Source organism: Rhodobacter sp. P1_C2 (genome assembly GCF_056406375.1).
In genome coordinates this window covers 120,332-137,037 of record NZ_JBFUAG010000008.1, presented here as the reverse complement: position 1 = coordinate 137,037, position 16,706 = coordinate 120,332, and the positions used below count along the sequence as shown (strand labels likewise).

Annotated in this window: 13 protein-coding genes; all 13 read right to left on the bottom strand. The window is 64.9% G+C overall.

From position 1 onward, the window contains the following. Positions 1-40: 40 nt before the first annotated feature. Positions 41-607 carry a sarcosine oxidase subunit gamma gene (locus AC1DZT_RS15380; protein WP_478007523.1) on the bottom strand — a complete coding sequence of 189 codons (567 nt, stop codon included), beginning with the start codon at positions 605-607 and terminating at the stop codon, positions 41-43. Further along, positions 600-3,557 (bottom strand): sarcosine oxidase subunit alpha family protein, encoded by a 2,958-nt coding sequence (locus tag AC1DZT_RS15375; protein WP_478007522.1) that lies wholly within the window; start codon positions 3,555-3,557, stop codon positions 600-602. Before AC1DZT_RS15375 ends, AC1DZT_RS15380 begins: the two co-directional genes overlap by 8 nt. Further along, a complete protein-coding gene (locus AC1DZT_RS15370; protein WP_478007521.1) occupies positions 3,554-3,838 on the bottom strand; it encodes a sarcosine oxidase subunit delta in 285 nt (94 codons plus the stop codon). The genes AC1DZT_RS15375 and AC1DZT_RS15370 overlap by 4 nt, the downstream gene beginning before the upstream one ends. A gap of 70 nt (positions 3,839-3,908) precedes the next feature. Beyond that, entirely contained in the window at positions 3,909-5,159 is a 1,251-nt protein-coding gene (locus AC1DZT_RS15365; protein ID WP_478007619.1) for a sarcosine oxidase subunit beta family protein, read from the bottom strand. 81 nt (positions 5,160-5,240) lie between these two features. After that, a complete protein-coding gene (locus AC1DZT_RS15360) occupies positions 5,241-5,618 on the bottom strand; it encodes a group II truncated hemoglobin (protein ID WP_478007520.1) in 378 nt (125 codons plus the stop codon). A gap of 8 nt (positions 5,619-5,626) precedes the next feature. Then, positions 5,627-7,996 carry a DUF1989 domain-containing protein gene (locus AC1DZT_RS15355; protein ID WP_478007618.1) on the bottom strand — a complete coding sequence of 790 codons (2,370 nt, stop codon included), beginning with the start codon at positions 7,994-7,996 and terminating at the stop codon, positions 5,627-5,629. Positions 7,997-8,117: 121 nt separating this feature from the next. Further along, positions 8,118-9,116, bottom strand: a complete 999-nt coding sequence (locus tag AC1DZT_RS15350; protein WP_478007519.1) for a GlxA family transcriptional regulator — start codon at positions 9,114-9,116, stop codon at positions 8,118-8,120. Further along, positions 9,116-10,183 (bottom strand): heme-dependent oxidative N-demethylase family protein, encoded by a 1,068-nt coding sequence (locus tag AC1DZT_RS15345; protein WP_478007518.1) that lies wholly within the window; start codon positions 10,181-10,183, stop codon positions 9,116-9,118. The genes AC1DZT_RS15350 and AC1DZT_RS15345 overlap by 1 nt, the downstream gene beginning before the upstream one ends. A 9-nt stretch (positions 10,184-10,192) precedes the next feature. Next, entirely contained in the window at positions 10,193-11,155 is a 963-nt protein-coding gene (locus AC1DZT_RS15340; RefSeq protein WP_478007517.1) for a PDR/VanB family oxidoreductase, read from the bottom strand. Next, on the bottom strand, positions 11,152-11,769 hold the full coding sequence (locus AC1DZT_RS15335; protein WP_478007516.1) for a dimethylamine monooxygenase subunit DmmA family protein: 618 nt from the start codon (positions 11,767-11,769) through the stop codon (positions 11,152-11,154). The genes AC1DZT_RS15340 and AC1DZT_RS15335 overlap by 4 nt, the downstream gene beginning before the upstream one ends. Positions 11,770-11,854: 85 nt before the next feature. After that, positions 11,855-12,991, bottom strand: a complete 1,137-nt coding sequence (locus tag AC1DZT_RS15330; protein WP_478007515.1) for an aminomethyl transferase family protein — start codon at positions 12,989-12,991, stop codon at positions 11,855-11,857. Positions 12,992-13,150: 159 nt separating this feature from the next. Next, on the bottom strand, positions 13,151-14,935 hold the full coding sequence (locus AC1DZT_RS15325; protein ID WP_478007514.1) for an APC family permease: 1,785 nt from the start codon (positions 14,933-14,935) through the stop codon (positions 13,151-13,153). Between the two features lie 255 nt (positions 14,936-15,190). Next, entirely contained in the window at positions 15,191-16,534 is a 1,344-nt protein-coding gene (locus tag AC1DZT_RS15320; protein WP_478007513.1) for an NAD(P)-binding domain-containing protein, read from the bottom strand. Positions 16,535-16,706 lie beyond the last annotated feature (172 nt).

Genomic DNA, 16,706 nt, shown 5'->3' with positions numbered 1-16,706 from the left:
CACTATAGGAAAGAAAACCGCCCAGCGACAAGTTAAACCGTCACAAAACCGACCGCGCCGCCGTGATCAGCGCATGACGCAGGCTTTCTGCCGAAGAGCGCGGCCCGTAAAGCGTCAAAACCGTCTCGGAGCGCTTGATCAGATAGCAGCCCAGATGTTCGATCACCGTGCGCCGCGCCGCCCCCTCGGGCGCGAGGGCCAAGTCGAAATTCGACAGACGCTCCATCACCCGGACCAGATCCGGCCCGGAGAGGTCAAGCCGCACCCAGGCATCGGTCTGTTCGGTGATCGAGGCCGCAGAACCGAAGATCGCCAGCAGATGGGCGCGGACATCCTCGTGGGAGGCGAAGGGCGCCTCGACCATCCACATCTCGGGCGTGATCCAGAAGGCGCCATAAACGGCACCCTGCGCGAAAGCCTCCACGCCCGGCAGCGGCAGGCCCGAACCGGCGGCAAGCGCCTGCACCTCGGCCTCGCGCCCGCGGCGCAGGGCCAGGGAGGCCAGCGCCACATCGGCGCGTTCGGTCAGGGTCCAGGGGCCGATACGCTCCACCACGGGGGCGGCATGGCCAAGGGCGGTCAGCGGTTTCAGGATGAAATCAGGCACGAAGACGCTCCCCTTCCGGGTCGATGAAATGCGGGCTGACGATTTCCACTTCGGTATCGGTCCCGGCCAAGAGGTTGACAACGCGCAGCTTTTCCCCCAGCCGCGCCGCGCCGTTTTTCAGGTAGCCGAGCGCGATGTAATGCCCCAGATGCGGCGAATAGACCAGCGAGGTCAGCCAGCCGTCGTCATTCTCCGCCGTGGCGGCAGCGCCGGTCTTCAGGAAATGGCTGCCCGCCTTCAGGGCGTCGGAGGGGTTGACCGGCTTGACGCCTACCAGGCGCAGCCCATCCTCGCGCAGCATCGCCTCGCGCCGCGACAGCTTCGCGCCGATCGCATCCTTCTTGGCCGAGACCATCTTGCCCAGCCCCATGTTGAGCGCCGTCGAGGTGCCATTGAGCTCATTGCCCGCGACATGGCCCTTTTCGACCCGCATCACGCCCAAAGCCTCCGTGCCATAGACCACGGCATCGAACTCGGCCCCCGCCTCCATCAGCTTCCTTATCATCGCATCGCCATAGCGGGTCGGCACCGCGATCTCATAGGCCAATTCGCCGGAAAAGCTGATCCGGAACAGCCGCGCCCGCAACCCGCCGACCGTGATCTCGCCCGCGCCCATATAGGGGAAGGCCGCGTCGGAAATGTCCTGATCCACCAGTTTTTGCAGCAATTTCCGCGCATTGGGCCCGGCGACCGAGAATTGCGCCCAGGCTTCCGTGGTGGAAATCAGCTGCACATCCATGTCCGGCCACAGGACTTGGCGGCAGAACTCCAGATGGCGGAAGACGGTGACGGCATTGGCGGTCGTCGTCGTCATCACATATTCATTCTGGCCCATCCGCGCCGTGGTGCCATCGTCGAACACCATGCCATCCTCGCGCAGCATCAGGCCGTAGCGGCATTTGCCGATGGCGAGGGTGCTGAACGTATTGGCATAGACCCGGTCGAGGAAAGCCCCGGCATCGGTGCCCTGAATGTCGATCTTGCCCAGCGTCGTCACATCGCAGATGCCAACCGATTTCCGCGTCGCCAGAACCTCGCGGTCGACCGATTGCCGCCACTCCGTCTCCCCCGCTTTCGGCACCCATTGCGTGCGCAGCCAATAGCCGACCTCGACAAAGGTCGCGCCCTGTTCGCTGGCCCACCTGTGCGAGGGCGTCAGGCGGAAAGGCTTGAAATCGCGGCCCCGCGCCCTGCCGCCCAAAGCGCCCATCGCAACCGGCGTATAGGGCGGGCGGTAGATCGTGGTGCCGGTCTCGGGGATCGGCTTGCCGGTCAGTTCGGCCATGACCGCCAGCCCCAGCACATTGCCGGTCTTGCCCTGATCGGTCGCCATGCCAAGCGTGGTATAGCGTTTCAGATGCTCGACCGAGGTGAAATTCTCCTGATGCGCCAGCTTGATGTCCTTGACGGTGACATCGTTCTGCGGGTCGATCCAGGCGCGGCTGGCGCCCTTGACGAACCACAGGGGCTTGATCGCGACCGGCGCATCCTCGGCCTTCGGCAGATCGGCGGCGGGGGCGCTGCGGCCCAGACCCTCCAAAACCTGCCGCGCCACGGCGTCGCCCGTGACCAGCGCGCCATGGGTGGACATCGCTCCTGCCGCAGCCCCGGCGACGGAGAGGTTGGCAGGCCCGCCCTCGCCCGGCACGAAGGCCGCGATATCCTCGCGCCAGACCGGGCGCGAGCGGTGGTGCGAGGTGATGTTCACATTGGGGTTCCAGCCGCCCGAGACGCCAAGCGCATTGGCCCTGATCACCTCGGTCTTGCCATTGGCCAGCCGCACCGTGATGGAGGAAAGGCCAAGCCGCCCCTCGCTGTCCACCACTTCCGCCCCGCGCAGGTGGCGGATGCCGGGCAGAAGCGCGCCGCCCTCGCGGCTGTCGATCACCGCCACCACGTCGACGCCCTTGGCCTGCAGATCAAGAGCGGTTCGCAAGCCATCGTCATTGTTGGTGAAAACCGCCGTGCGGTCGCCGACCGAGACGCCCCAGCGGTTGGCATAGGCGCGCAAGGCGCCCGCCAGCATGATGCCCGGACGGTCGTTGTTCTCAAACGCGATCGGGCGTTCGGTGGCGCCCCCGGCAAGGATCGCGCGCGCCGAATAGATCCGCCAGAAGGTCTGGCGCGGCTTGTGGGCCAGCGGCACGGCGAGGTGATCGGAGACCCGCTCCACCGCGCCATAGATGCCGTGGTCGAAGGCGCCGACAACCGTGGTGCGGCGCATCAGGCGGACGTTGGGTATGGTGGCGAGTTCGGCCACCGCGGCGGCCGCCCAGTCTGCGCCGCTCTGGTCACCCAGGGCGAAGGTTTCGGCATTGAGCCGCCCGCCCATCCGGAAATCCTCATCGGCGAGGATCACGCGGGCGCCCGCGCGACCCGCGGTCAGGGCCGCCGACAGGCCGGCAGGCCCGGCGCCGATGATCAGGATATCGCAGTGCAGGAAGCCCTTGTCGTACTGGTCGGGGTCCTCGACCCGGTTCAGCGTGCCAAGCCCAGCGGCGCGGCGGATGATCGGCTCATAGACCTTTTCCCAGAAGGAGGCGGGCCACATGAAGGTCTTGTAGTAGAACCCGGCGGTGAAGAAGCTGTTGAAGCGGTCGTTGATCGACAGGGCGTCGAATTTCAGGCTCGGCCAACGGTTCTGGCTTTGCGCGGTGAGGCCGTCGAACAGCTCGGCCACGGTGGCGCGGGTGTTCGGCTCTTGCCGGGCGCCGGAGCGCAGTTCGACGAGGGCATTGGGCTCCTCGGAACCCGCCGAGATCGGGCCGCGCGGGCGGTGGTACTTGAAGCTGCGCCCCATCAGGCGGACGCCATTGGCCAGAAGGGCGGAGGCGAGGGTGTCGCCGGGATGGCCGGTGAAGGATTTGCCGTCGAACTGGAAGTTCAGCCTGGTCTTGCGGTCAATCTGACCAGCGGCAAGGGTCTCGGCAATGCGGTTGGATTGGGTCATTTGGAACGCCCCTCGGCCCGTGCCACGTCGCGCGCCAGTTCGGCCGCGACGATCTCATGCGTCAGGGTGTTGCGGGTGACGACCAGCCAGGAGCGGTCGCCCTGTTCGTGATACCAAAGTTCGCGGTGTAGCCCCGCCGGATTGTCGCGCAGATAGGCGTAGTCGTGCATCTCTTCCAAGGAGGCCGTCATGCCGTCGGGTCGCTGGATCAGGCTGGCGTCGCCGAGATAGACGAATTCCTGCGCGTCGCGGGGGCCGAGGATGGGATGGGGGATGATCATGTCAGGGCTCGCGTTTGGGAGGCGTGGAACGCTCCGCGGGGAGTATTTGGGCAGAGGGCAAGGGCGCGCATCAGTGCAGGTTCGGCGTGGCGCCCTGGCCCTTTTCATCGATCATCAGGCCCTTGAGGAAGCGATCGAAGCGGTAGGCCGTGGCGGTCTTGTGCGGCGTGTCGGTGGCCAGGAGATGGGCAAAGCACCAGCCCGAGGCCGGGGTGGCCTTGAAGCCGCCATAGCACCAGCCGCCGTTGAAATAGAGGCCCTCGACGTGGGTCTTGTCGATGATGGGGGAGCCGTCCATCGACATGTCCATGACGCCGCCCCAGGCGCGCAAGAGGCGGGCGCGGCCGAGCATCGGCATCAGGGCCATGCCGCCCTCGATCACATCCTCGATCACCGGCAGGTTGCCGCGTTGGGCGTAGGAATTGTAGCCGTCGATGTCGCCGCCGAAGACGAGGCCGCCCTTGTCGGACTGGCTGACGTAGAAATGCCCAGCGCCGAAGGTCATCACCCCGTCGATCAGCGGTTTGAGGCCCTCTGAGACGAAGGCCTGCAGCACATGGCTTTCCATCGGCAGGCGCATGCCGGCGTGAGACATGACGCGGGAGGAGGAGCCTGCCACTGCCACGCCGACCTTCTTGGCGCCGATGAAGCCCTTGGTGGTTTCGACCCCGAGGATGCGGCCATTCTCGATCCGCATGCCGGTGACTTCGCAGTTCTGGATCAGATCGACACCCCGGCTGTCGGCGCCCCTTGCATAGCCCCAGGCCACGGCATCATGGCGCACCGTGCCGCCCCGCCGCTGCATCAGGGCGCCCTTGATCGGAAAGCGGGCGTCGTCGAAATTCAGGAAGGGATACATGGCCTTGACCTGATCGCGGTTCAGAAGCTCGGCATCCGCGCCGTTCAGGATCATCGCATTGCCGCGCCGTGTGGCGGCATCGCGGGCGGCATCGGTATGGATCAGGTTGATGATGCCGCGCTGTGACACCATCGCGTTGTAGTTGAAATCCTGCTCCAGCCCTTCCCAGAGCTTCAGCGAGAATTCGTAGAAGGGCTCATTGCCGTCCAGAAGGTAGTTCGACCGGATGATCGTGGTGTTGCGCCCGACATTGCCGCCGCCGAGATAGCCCTTCTCGACCACCGCGATCCGCGCCTGCCTGAACTCTTTCGCGAGGTAATAGGCCGTGGCCAGCCCATGCCCGCCACCGCCGACGATGACGTAATCATAGGCGGCCTGCGGCGCCGGGTCGCGCCAGGCCTGGGTCCAGCCCTTGTGGCCGGTCAGGGCCTCTTTCAGGATCCGAAAGCCGGAATAGCGCATCATCATCTCTCCTTCGCTGCGACGAACCTAGCGCGCATCGGCGCGGTCCACAGCGTGATTTCCGCCAAGTCATGTCTGATTTCAGCCATCCCGGTTCACCAGCATCCGGGCGGCGCGGCGGAAGGTCGCCATGATCTCCTCCCGCATCGGCGCGGCGATGCGGGTGTCGGCCATGGCCTCGGCCATCGCCTCCAGCCAGGCCTCGGCCTCCTGCGGGCGGATCGGCAGATGGGCGTGGATCTCGCGCAGGTTCATCGCGCCGCGGGCTTCGACATAATAGCGCCGCCCGCCAAAGAAGCCGGAGAGAAAGTCGAACTGGGCGGCGCGGGCATGGTCGAGGCCATGGCCCTGCTGGTGCAGTTTCAGGATCGCCGCCGCCTCGGGCCGGGTCTCGATCAGGTCATAGAACCGGGCGACGAGCGCCCGCACCGCCGCCTCGCCACCGATCCTGTCGATCATCGGCTCCATCAGCTTTGCGGCCGGGTCTTCTTCGGGTCATAGGCCGAAAGAGTGGTGACCAAAGCCGGAAGGCGCTTCTGCTGGCCGTCAAGTTTGCCGACCTCCAGCGCGGTGCCGGGTTCGGCATGGGCGACATCGACCCGCGCCAGGGCGATCTGCTTGCCCAGAAGCGGCGAGCGCATGGCCGAGCAGACGACCCCGACCCTGGCCCGCCCGAGGTGCAGCGTGTCGCCATGGCCAACGTCGGTGGCGGCATCGACCTCCAGCCCGACGAATTTGCGCGAGGGGTGGTCCTTGCGGCGGATCAGTGCGTCACGGCCGATGAAATCATCCGGCTTGGACTTGAGCGGCACGGTGAAGCCGATGCCAGCCTCGAAAGGGTCGGTCTCGTCGCTGAAATCATAGCCGGCGAAAATCAACCCGGCCTCGATCCGCACCATATCCAGCGCCAGAAGGCCCATCGGGCGGATGCCAAGGTCGGCCCCCGCCTCCATCACCGCATCGTAGACCGCCACGGCATCCTTCGGGTGGCAGAAAATCTCATAGCCCAGTTCCCCGGTGTAGCCGGTGCGCGAGGCGACAAGGGGCGCCCCGGTCGGCCCCTGCAGGCGGGCGACGGTATGGCGGAACCAGCCGAGTTCCTCCAGACTGGCCTGGGCCGGCGCGGTCCAGATGATCCGCTTCAGGATCTCACGGCTGTTCGGGCCCTGGACGGCGAGGTTGTGCAGCTGGTCGGTGCTGCTGCGCACCATCACCTTCAACCCCAGCTTTTCCGCCTGTTGCCGCAGCCAGACCCCGCCGAAATCATCGCCACCGATCCAGCGGAAATTGTCGCGGCCAAGGCGGTACAGCGTGCCGTCATCGATCATCCCGCCGTGTTCATAGCACATGGCGGAATAGACCACCTGCCCCACGGCGAGCTTTTTCACATCGCGGGTCAGGGTATATTGCATCAGCGCCTCGGCATCCGGGCCGGTCACCTCGAACTTGCGCAGGGGGGAAAGGTCGATGGCCACGGCGGCCTGGCGGCAGGCCCAGTATTCCTCGATCGGGCCTGCGGCGGCATAGGCATTGGGCAGCCAATAGCCGCGGTATTCCACCATGTTGCGGGTGCGGGCCGAGGTCGCGGGGTGAAAGGCGGTCTCTTTGGTCATCTGCGGCTCCGCATCGGGCATGGGGCGCCAGGCCGTGGCGCGCTGGAAGGGTTCGGCACCGGCATAGGTGCGGATGTGGATATCCGACAGATACCAGCCATTGGCGGGCGAGGTGTCATCCGGGCAGGAGGAGTTGACGCAGACCAGATCGGTCAGCGCGCGGAAGAGGACGTAATCGCCCGGCCGGCTCCAGGGCTCATCGGCGATCAGCACGCCATGCGCGTCGATCGCGGTGTTGAAGAAGAGATTCACCGCCATCCAGCCGGGCCTTGCGCCCACCCCATGCGGGGCCAGCGCCGCGTTGAAATTGTCCGAGCAGTTGACATGGCCGGGATAGCCGATCTCGTCGTAATATTTCGCGGCACAGGCCATCGCAAAGGCGTCATGACGGCCCACGGTGTCCTGGATGACCTCGACCAGCGGTTCCCAGTCCTGATCGTAGTATTTGGCGTGGAGACCCGGCATCGAATAGGCATGGCCCATCAAGGTGCGCGAGGTGGTGACATCCAGGGGATGGGCGATCCCCCGATCCAGCTTGCGCGCCGAAAAGCATTGGAAATCGGTGCATTGGCGGCCATCGACATCGATGATCTGGATATAGTCGCCCGCCTTGACGTGATAGGCCCGGGCGGTGGCGGCCTTCACCCGCAGATCAAGGGTCGGCTCGGCCAAAGGCTCGGGCAGGTCATGCAGCGCGGCCCAGCCGGGATTGGCGCGGTCGATGGTCAGGATCAGGGGCGTCAGGGTGGACTGCGCATCGGGCGACATCGGCGCGCCCGGCGCGGCGAGGATCAGGCTGCCCGCCCGCCCGGCGGTGAAGCTTGCCTGAGATCCCGCGGGCGACGCCTCGCCAAAAAGCCCGAGAGCCCTGGCCCGGCCCAGATCGATGCCGCGCCGCGCAAGGCCCGCGCGCAGCCGCGCCATGCCGGGGCCGCCCGCGGAGACCAGCGCCTGCAGCCCCTCGCCCGTGCAATCGGCCGCCACGCCCAGGATCGTCGGATCGATCACGCCCGCCGCATCCGCCACCAGAACCTCGGCGCGCTGTCCGCCCTCAACATTGGTCACGCTGATCCGGTCGCCCTCATCCAGCGCGACCAGCAGCGCCCCACCGCCTGGCACCTCGTACCGTTCATGCCCCGAACGGCGGCGCGCGGCCTCGGGGATCAGGATCTGGCTGGGCTTCGGCGGGCCGGGCCGAACCGAGGGATAGGCACTGTCAAGCATGGACATTCTCCGCGCCAGTTTTAACGCATGTAAAACTTGTTCATCCTCAAGAATAACACGTCACAAGGACCGCACAAGCCGGGCCAAGGGCGCAACACGATTTTTCGTCGAAAAATCGGGTTCAGCGGTCTGGCGGCTGCGCCCCGGACAGGCCGCGCAAGCCCGCCAGCGCCTTGCGTTCGTTCTGCGGGCTGACCCCGAACGCCTCGGCATAATGCCGCGCCATCGGACCAGAGCGGGGATAGCCGACCGAGGCCGCAATCTCGGTCAGGGAATCGTCGGAATAAAGCACGCGCTGGCGCGCCTTGGCCAGCCGGATCAGGCGGTAATAGCGCAGGGGGCTCTGCCCGGTTTCGCGCTTGAACAGGCGTTCGAAGTTGCGCTCGGACATGTCCACCGCATCGGCGACGTCAGGAATGCGCAGAGGGTCCTCGATATGGGCGTCGAAAAGCTGGATCGCGGTGCGGATCGGCGGCGGCAGGGCATCGGCGGTGCCCGCGCCGCGCTGCACCGGCACTTTCTGGCGGGCATCCTCGTCGCGCACGAAAGGGTGCTGGAACCAGCAGGCGACCTCGGTCGTCGCGGCACGGCCCAGCCGCTCCTCGATCAGGCGCAACATCAGATCGAAGACCGCCCCGGCCCCCGAGGCGGTGATCCGCCGCCGGTCGCGCACGATCACGGTTTCCTCGGCGGCGATCTGCGCAAACTCGGCCTTGAAGGCGCTTTCATAGCACCAATGGACCGAGCAGCGATGCCCCTCCATCACGCCCGCCCGCACCAGGGGGAAGATCCCGCCCGAAAAGGCCCCAATCACCACCCCGGCCCGGTCCATCCGCCGCAGGACGGCGGGCGAGCGGCGGGCATCGCTGAAACTGCCGGTCGGCGGCGACAGAAGGTAGATCTGGTCCAGCCCCTGCGCCTCTTCCAGCGTCAGGTCCGGTGTGAAGCGCACCTCGGCGGAGGAGCGCACCGGCGCTGCCGTCTCGCCCAGAAGCACCCAGGAAAAGGCCCTTGTCCCGGTGATCTCGTTGGCCGCGCGCAAAGGCTCGATCGCCGAGGTCAGGCAGGCCATCGGAAAGCCGGGGAACATCAGGAACCCCAGTTTCAGCGGCTTTTCCATCAGAGATCCGGCCACCAGCCCGGCGAGGTCGGCGCGCCGTCATCGTACTTCGACAGCCACTCCACCATCATCTTGCGGTTGCGCTCGAAGCCCTTGTAGGTCGCAAGCTCCACCGGCAGATCGCGCATCACCCGGTGCAGGCGGCGGCCCCATTTCGGCACCGTCACCAGTTCCTCGAACTTGCCGAGGTAGGCGCGGATCGAAAAGGCGATGGCGTTGGAGCGCGGCAGCCGGAAAAGGGCCTGCAACTCCACTCGCAGATGCTGGCGGTGGCCGAAAGTCTCTGGCGTGATCGTGGTCTTGGTCGGGCCCCATTTCGGGTAATGCTCGGGGCTGGTGTCCAGAAGCGGGTCCACCGTCATCGTCCAGTTGAAGCGGCGGACCGGCGCGCCCTGTTGCAGCTTCAACAGAAACTTCAGCGCCCGATCGAAGACCTGCATCTCATGCGCCAAGGGCACCGGCGCGTGCCATTCCATGAAATTCATGCCGACGTCGAAATCAAGGCTCCAGTCGGCCTGGGTCGTCACCATGCCGGCATCCATCCAGAGGTTGCCATCCCTTTCATCCTGCAAGGAAAAATCGCCCTGCATCTGGCGGGTGATATATTCCATCGGCCCGTAAGGCAGGGTGCTGTCATCGAGGAAAGTGAACGTCTGGTCGATCCCCAAGGGCCGGTTGATCCAGTGCCACCGGTCGCCGTTCTTGTGAAGCGAAAACCACTGCGGGTAATCCCGCGCGTTGCTTTCCATGATCAGTTCCAGAAGATCCCAACCCGCCAGCGTCATATGCGGCAGGCTCTGGCAGCGCAGGGGGTCCTCGGCCAGCACCTTGGCGCGGTCGATCATCTCGGAGACATAATGCTCGTCCACATCGAAGGTCTTCTCGAAGACCGAACCCACCCGCCCCGGCACATGCGGCTCGATATTGACCGAATACATGTATTCGTCGCGGTCGAAGGGAAAGGGAAAGCGGCGGACGGCGGCCGGGGAGTTCTTGTAGGTGAAATCCTCGCGGAAGGTCTCGTTCCGGAAGAAGTCGTCGAAGGCAGGTTTGAAATCGAGGCTCATCTGGCGCTCCTATCGGTCAAGGACGAGGGTTTTGCCCTCGAACCGGGAAACACAGGGCATGATCTTGGCCCCCGCCGCCTGCTCTTCGGGCGAAAGCCAGTGGTCGCGGTGCAGGATCTTGCCGTCGCAGGCGATCACCTTCGTCTCGCATTGGCCACAGGCGCCGCCACGGCAGAGGTAGGGCGCATCGACCCCGGCGGCCTCTATCGCCTCGAGGAGGCTCTGATGCGTGCCGACGGTGACCGTCTTGCCCGAGGCGGCAAGCGCGGCAGTGAAGACGGCGCCGGTGCCGGGGGCGAGGAACTCCTCGAAATGCACGGCCTGGGCGGGCCAGCCGGCGGCCTCGGCGGAGCGGCGGACCCAGGCGATCATGCCCTTCGGCCCGCAGACGTAAAGATGGGTGCCGATCGGCTGGCGGGTCAAGAGATCCTCCAGCGCAATGGCCTGGCCGTTGTCGTCAAAGTAAAGTTGCGCGCGTGTCCCATGCCCGGCCTGCAGCTCTGCCCCATAGGCGCAAAGGCTCTCGTTGCGCGCGGCGTAATGCAGTTCGAACCTGCCGCCGAAATGCGCCAATTGCTTGATCTGCGCCAGAAACGGCGTGATGCCGATGCCGCCTGCGATCATCAGATGCTTGCGCGCGCGGCCGTCGAGCGGGAAGAAATTCAGCGGATGGCTGATCACCATCTCCATCCCCGGCACCACCTCGCGGTGCATGTAAAGCGAGCCACCACGGCCTGCATCATCGCGCCGCACGCTGATCTCGTAGCCCGAACGATCCTCGGGGTCGGACATCAAGGAATAGGGGTTCAGCCGCCGCGTGCCCTGATCCTCCATCTCGACCACGACATGGGCGCCGCCGGAAAAGGCCGGCAAGGGCGCGCCATCCCGGCTGACAAAGCGAAAGCGGGTGATCAGGTCGTTGACCTTGACCACCTCGGCCACCTTGACGAAAAGCTTGGCCCCGCCGCTCATTTGAACCGCTCCACCGCTTCGGGGACCAGCCCCGGGTCCTCGGCGTCGATGTTCACGCCCTGAAAGGCCGCGATCCGGCGCGAGTAATGGTCGCGCACGAAAAGATGCAAGCCGCAATGGCTGCAGACGAAAGGATCGGTCGCCACGTTTTCGGTAATCCCCTTGCAATGGACGCATTGCACCCGGCGCAGGGTCGAGCCGCGATGCTCTTTCTGGATGGCGGCAAAGGGAAAGCCGGTCGCCATGATCTCGCGCTCGGCCTGGCCGATCAGCCCCTCGGTCCCGGCAAGGTAGAACTGGGTGCCCATATGCGCCTCGCCCACCACCTTCTGCAGGCGCGGCATCAGCGCGGGAATGGTCGGCGCCCGGTAAGCGATCGAGGCTCCCAAGGCCCGCAACCCGGCCCATTGATCCGTGCCATTCGGCCCCGGCACATAAAGGATATGCATCGCGGCCAGCATCGCCGCCGCATCGGGGGCGCGGGCCAGCATCTCGGTCACCGCCTCCGCCCCCTCGCCATCGGCAATGACCAGATGCGCGCGCCCCGGCCGGGCCTCAAGCTCCGCATAAACCGGCCTGCTCTTGATCGAAGGGGGGAAGCTGGTCTTGCTCATCATCCTGCCTGAACCTGGTCTTTCATACTTGCGCAAATATCCCCGCCGGAGGCCCCGGTCTGCCCGGGGCGCCCCGGCCGGGCCTTCAGCCCTGCACCGTCCGCCGCTTCTTGTCGATGTCGTAGAAGGGAAGGCTGTGCGTCGTGGCCTTGATCGGCCCATGGGTGCCGCAATGCACCACCAGTTCGGTGCCGTTGTTGGCGCAATCGACCGGCAGGCGGGCAATGGCGACGGTGTGCTGGTTCAGGCTGGAATGCATGGCTTGCGTAACCACGCCGACCTGCTTGCCGCCCTGCATCACCGGCGCGCCATTGCCGGGGGCGTTGATCCCCTCCAGCTTCAGCCCCCAGATCTTGAACCGCTCGCGGCCCTTCAGCCGGTAATGCTCCTCTGCCCCCCGGAAGCCGACCTTGCCGGGCGAGACGGTGAAATCGAGGCCAAGCTCCCACAAGGTGTCGCCCGGGCCTTCGTTTTCAAAGGGATACATCTCGGAATTGTCGAAGGGGAAGAACAGAAGATAGCTCTCGGTCCGCAGCAGGTCCAGCGTGGTGAAGCGGCAGGGGATGATCCCCATCGCAGCGCCCTCTTCGAGGATGCGGTCCCAGATCATGCCGGCATCCTGGCCACGGCAGAAGATCTCATAGCCGCGCTCGCCGGTATAGCCGGTCCGGCTCAGCGTGATCGGCTTGCCGAAAAGCGAGGTGCCCATATGGCTGAAATAGCCCAGTTGCCGCACGCCGGGGATGTGCTTTTCCAGGTAATCCACCGCCAGCGGGCCTTGCAGCGACAGATCATGCAGGTTGTCGTCAAAGCGGATCGAGACGTCGCGGCCGGTCGCAGCCATGGTCAGCTGCTCATGCCCCTGCCCCGAGCCATGCACCACGGTGAAGCTGTTCGGCCCGAAGCGGTAGATCACGCAGTCGTCGATGAACTTGCCCGCATCGTTGAGCATGCAGGCATAGACCGCCCGCCCCGGCATCAGCTTTTCCATGTTCCGCGTCGTGGCGCGTTCGATCACATGGCTGGCGGCCGGGCCCGAGATATGGACCTTCTTCAGCCCCGAGACATCCATCAACCCGGCCTTGGTCCGGATCGCCAGATACTCCTGTTCGGGGTCCGCGTCATAGGACCAGGCGGTGCCCATGCCCGACCAGTCTTCAAGGTTGGAACCCAGGGCCCGGTGCCGGTCGCCCAAGGTCGAGAATCGCCAGGAATTCGTCATGATACCCCCCGTTTTCGGTGATTTGGACGAAGTTTGCGAGGGCACCTGCGAAAAAGCAATACTCAAGTGCAACATATTTTCTTCTCAGAAAACAAACGCCGACTTCGGATGAAAAAAGGGGCGCCACGCGGGGCGCCCCTTTTCGGGATCAGACGGGTCTCAGGCGGGCAGGACGAAGAACCAATTGGCCCAAAGCACCACCGCCGCCCCCAGAAGCAGCGCGAGGTAGGGCAGCATGCCCGCCTTGCGCTCGCCCATCTCGCCATCCTTCAGGCCCAGCTCGGCCATGGCCTCCGCCGGGAAGCGGCCGCCGTCCTGCGCATAGTGGCGATAGGCGAAGACCGGGATGATCAGCGCCGCGAAGATCAGCCCGGCCCAGAGCGCGTTGGAATAGCCCCAGACCTTGGCCCCGGCGCCGAGGAACAGCGCGTTGACGAAGGCCAGCACGGTGTTGATCCCGATCAGAACCGCCGGCGCCTTCCACGGCCGCGCGATATGGCCGCTGTCGATGCGGTGGATCCAGCCGGCGTTGAGGTTGAGGAAGTTGAACAGGATATAGCCCACGTTCGAGATCGCCAGAACGTAGAAATACCCGCCCGCATCCGAGGCCAGCGCCAGAAGGAAGAGGTTGAAGCAGAAGTCGGTCCACATCGCCCCCGTCGGCGCGCCGTGGTCGTTCACATGGCTCAGATAGCGCGGCAGCCAACCGTCCTTCGAGCCCTGGTAAAGCGTGCGCGACGAGCCCGCCATCGCGGTCATGATCGCAAGGAACAGGCCGAGGATCATCAGGATCACGAAGATCTGCGTCACCACCCGATGGCCACCCGCCATGTTGCCAAGCGCCTCGGCGACACCGGTGCCGTCCACGATGCCCGGCGCCAGCATGCCGCCCTGCCCCAGCACGCCCTGGAAGGTATAGGGGATGATGAAGAAGAAGACGCAGCAGAGCAGGCCCGAGAAGAAGATCGCCTTGAAGGTGTCGCGCTGCGGGTCCTTCAGTTCCGAGGTATAGCAAACCGCCGTCTCGAACCCATAGGTCGACCAGGCCGCGATATACATCCCGCCGAGGAACAGCGTCCAGCCGCCAAGGTTCCACAAACCGTCCACGCCCGAATAGGAGGCCGTCGGCGGCACGATCCCGGTGACATTGGCCGACTGGATCGCCCCGGTGAAGATCGGGTAAAGCCCGACCAGCAGCAGAGGCACCAGCACGATGATCGCCAGCACCCGTTGCGCCGAGGCGGTCGAAGCGATGCCGCGGTGCTGGATGCCGAACATCACCAGCATCAGGACCGCGCCCACCACGAAGGTGGAGTTGAAATGCAGGGCGCCAAGGCCCGGGATGCTGAAGCTCAGGGCCTCCCAGGTGCGGATGGCCGGGGTCAGCGCCGCCACCCCGTCGGCCGAGGCCACCGCGGTGATCGCATCGGCCGGCGCCGTGCCGGCATGGGCTGCGATGTAGTCCACCACCGCCTGGGTCGAGGCGGTGTAATCCGCCGCATGGGCCGTGACCCAGGCCATGACCGCCGCCGAATCCGCCGCCGGGATCGGGAACAGCGCATTCAGGATATAGCCCGCCGCGATGACCGACCCGAGCGAGAGCACCGGGCTCCAGGCGAACCAGTTGCACCAGACCGACAGGGGCGCGATCAGCTTGGAATAGCGCAGCCAGGCCGTGGCGCCATAGATCGAGGTGCCGCCCGACTTGTTGCCGAACATCCCCGCCATCTCGGCATAGGTGAAGCTTTGCAGAAAGCCCATGATCATCGAAATGATCCAGACGAGGAAGGCCGCCTTGCCCGCCACCCCGGCAATCCCGCCGATCGAGAACAGAACCAGGGGCGGCACCCCCGCCGCAACCCAGAACGCACCCTTCCAGTCCAGCGCCCGCACCAGCTGCCCCGCACTCGAGGCGGTGCCCGTGCTGGACACACTTGTCTCCATCGTCATCTCATTCCCTCTCCCGCTGTGTTTTTGCCCGCGCCAGGCCTGAGGATGGCCGCGCATTCGCACCGGGTTCGCCCCGGATGAGGCAACAAAAACATGAAGACGAAATTAACGCTACAAAATTTTAATCCTCGGAATATTTGTTTACCCGACACTTGGCGCCTGGGTCAGAATTGCCGCAAAACGCAGCAAAAAGCCCGGCGCCATCAGGTGCCGGGCCTTGCGATGGTCAGACTTGCGGTCCGGGGGCACTCAATTCTTGAGGTAGCTCTCCATCGAATCCTCCAGCGCGTCCTTCCAGGGCGTGTGGTGGATCGGCGCCATCGAGCCGGTGATCACCGATTTATAGGCATGGTCGCGGAAGGTCATGATGCCCTCGGCCTTGTGATGCTTCCATTCGAAGAAGGCCTCGCAGGCGCCGTCGACGTCGAAAGAGGGGTAGTCGGTCTCGGCGATCAGCTCTTTGACATAATCGCCCTGGTAGTGGATCGCGTCATGGGCGTCCTTGCCGGCATCCTCGCCCGCGACACGGTCGGTCACGTCCTTGAGCAGAACCGCCTTGTCGGCGGGAATGGCGATCCGGCCGAGGATCACGTCGCGCACCCACCAGGCCTGGGCGTCGAACATGTTGAAGGTGAACCACTGGTCCTGCATCCCGATGTAGAAGAGCTTGGGGTTATGCACCCAGGCCACCCCCTTGTAGAGGTCCGCCGTCGCCAGACGGTTGGCGGTCTTCAGGCGCAGATCGTCGGGAAGGAAGGGGAAATGGTGCTTGTAGCCGGTGCAGAGGATGATCGCATCGACCTTCTTCGAGCTGCCGTCCTTGAAATAGGCCGTCGTCTCGTCGACATGGTCAAGTGCCGGACATTCCTTGAAATTCTCCGGCCAGTTATAGCCCATCGGCGCATGGCGATAGGCCACCGTCACCGATTTCGCGCCATATTTCCAGCATTGCGAGCCGATGTCCTCGGCCGAATAGGAGGAGCCGAGCAGGAGGATGTCCTTGCCGTTGAACTCCATCGCGTCGCGGAAGTCATGGGCGTGCAGCACGCGGCCACCGAATTTGGAAAAGCCCGGATATTCCGGCACATTCGGCGTCGAGAAGTGGCCGGAGGCGACGATCACATTGTCGAACTCCTCCTCATAAATGCTGTCGTTGACCAGATCATGGGCGGTCACGGTGAAATTGCCCTTGGCCTCGTTGTATTTCACAAAGCGGACCGGATGGCGGAAACGGATCCAGGGCCGCACCCCGGCCTTCTTCACCCGCCCTTCGATATAGTCGAAGAGCACGGCGCGCGGCGGGTAGGAGGCGATCTGCTTGCCGAAATGCTCTTCAAAGGAATAGTCGGCAAATTCAAGGCCTTCCTTCGGGCCGTTCGACCAGAGATAGCGGTACATCGAACAATGCACCGGCTCGCCATATTCATCGAGGCCGGTGCGCCAGGTGTAGTTCCAAAGGCCCCCCCAATTGCCCTGCTTTTCAAAGCAGACGATCTCGGGGATCGCTTCGCCCTTGGCGCGGGCCGATTGGAAGGCGCGCAGTTGCGCGAGGCCCGAGGGACCTGCGCCGATGACCGCAACTCGTTTCTGCATGGAAGTCTCCCTGACGCGGGCCCTGCGAGGATTTGATTCTGGCCCTTTGAAGGAAGCTAGACAGACCCTATGCTGAGTGTCAATTTTTCTTCCTGCTGTGAAACGTCGCAGGGGGTGCTGCGCCTGATTTGCCAGCAGCCTCCTAGGGGCAGAGGTGGTGGCACGAGGCTGG

Bases quoted from the DNA above. Each gene is read 5' to 3' on its own strand.
- AC1DZT_RS15360 (WP_478007520.1), bottom strand. From the start codon at position 5,618: ATGATCGACAGGATCGGTGGCGAGGCGGCGGTGCGGGCGCTCGTCGCC.
- AC1DZT_RS15330 (WP_478007515.1), bottom strand. From the start codon at position 12,991: ATGACGAATTCCTGGCGATTCTCGACCTTGGGCGACCGGCACCGGGCC.
- AC1DZT_RS15335 (WP_478007516.1), bottom strand. From the start codon at position 11,769: ATGAGCAAGACCAGCTTCCCCCCTTCGATCAAGAGCAGGCCGGTTTAT.
- AC1DZT_RS15355 (WP_478007618.1), bottom strand. From the start codon at position 7,996: ATGCTTGACAGTGCCTATCCCTCGGTTCGGCCCGGCCCGCCGAAGCCC.
- AC1DZT_RS15365 (WP_478007619.1), bottom strand. From the start codon at position 5,159: ATGCGCTATTCCGGCTTTCGGATCCTGAAAGAGGCCCTGACCGGCCAC.
- AC1DZT_RS15375 (WP_478007522.1), bottom strand. From the start codon at position 3,557: ATGACCCAATCCAACCGCATTGCCGAGACCCTTGCCGCTGGTCAGATT.
- AC1DZT_RS15340 (WP_478007517.1), bottom strand. From the start codon at position 11,155: ATGAGCGGCGGGGCCAAGCTTTTCGTCAAGGTGGCCGAGGTGGTCAAG.
- AC1DZT_RS15345 (WP_478007518.1), bottom strand. From the start codon at position 10,183: ATGAGCCTCGATTTCAAACCTGCCTTCGACGACTTCTTCCGGAACGAG.
- AC1DZT_RS15320 (WP_478007513.1), bottom strand. From the start codon at position 16,534: ATGCAGAAACGAGTTGCGGTCATCGGCGCAGGTCCCTCGGGCCTCGCG.
- AC1DZT_RS15350 (WP_478007519.1), bottom strand. From the start codon at position 9,116: ATGGAAAAGCCGCTGAAACTGGGGTTCCTGATGTTCCCCGGCTTTCCG.
- AC1DZT_RS15325 (WP_478007514.1), bottom strand. From the start codon at position 14,935: ATGGAGACAAGTGTGTCCAGCACGGGCACCGCCTCGAGTGCGGGGCAG.
- AC1DZT_RS15370 (WP_478007521.1), bottom strand. From the start codon at position 3,838: ATGATCATCCCCCATCCCATCCTCGGCCCCCGCGACGCGCAGGAATTC.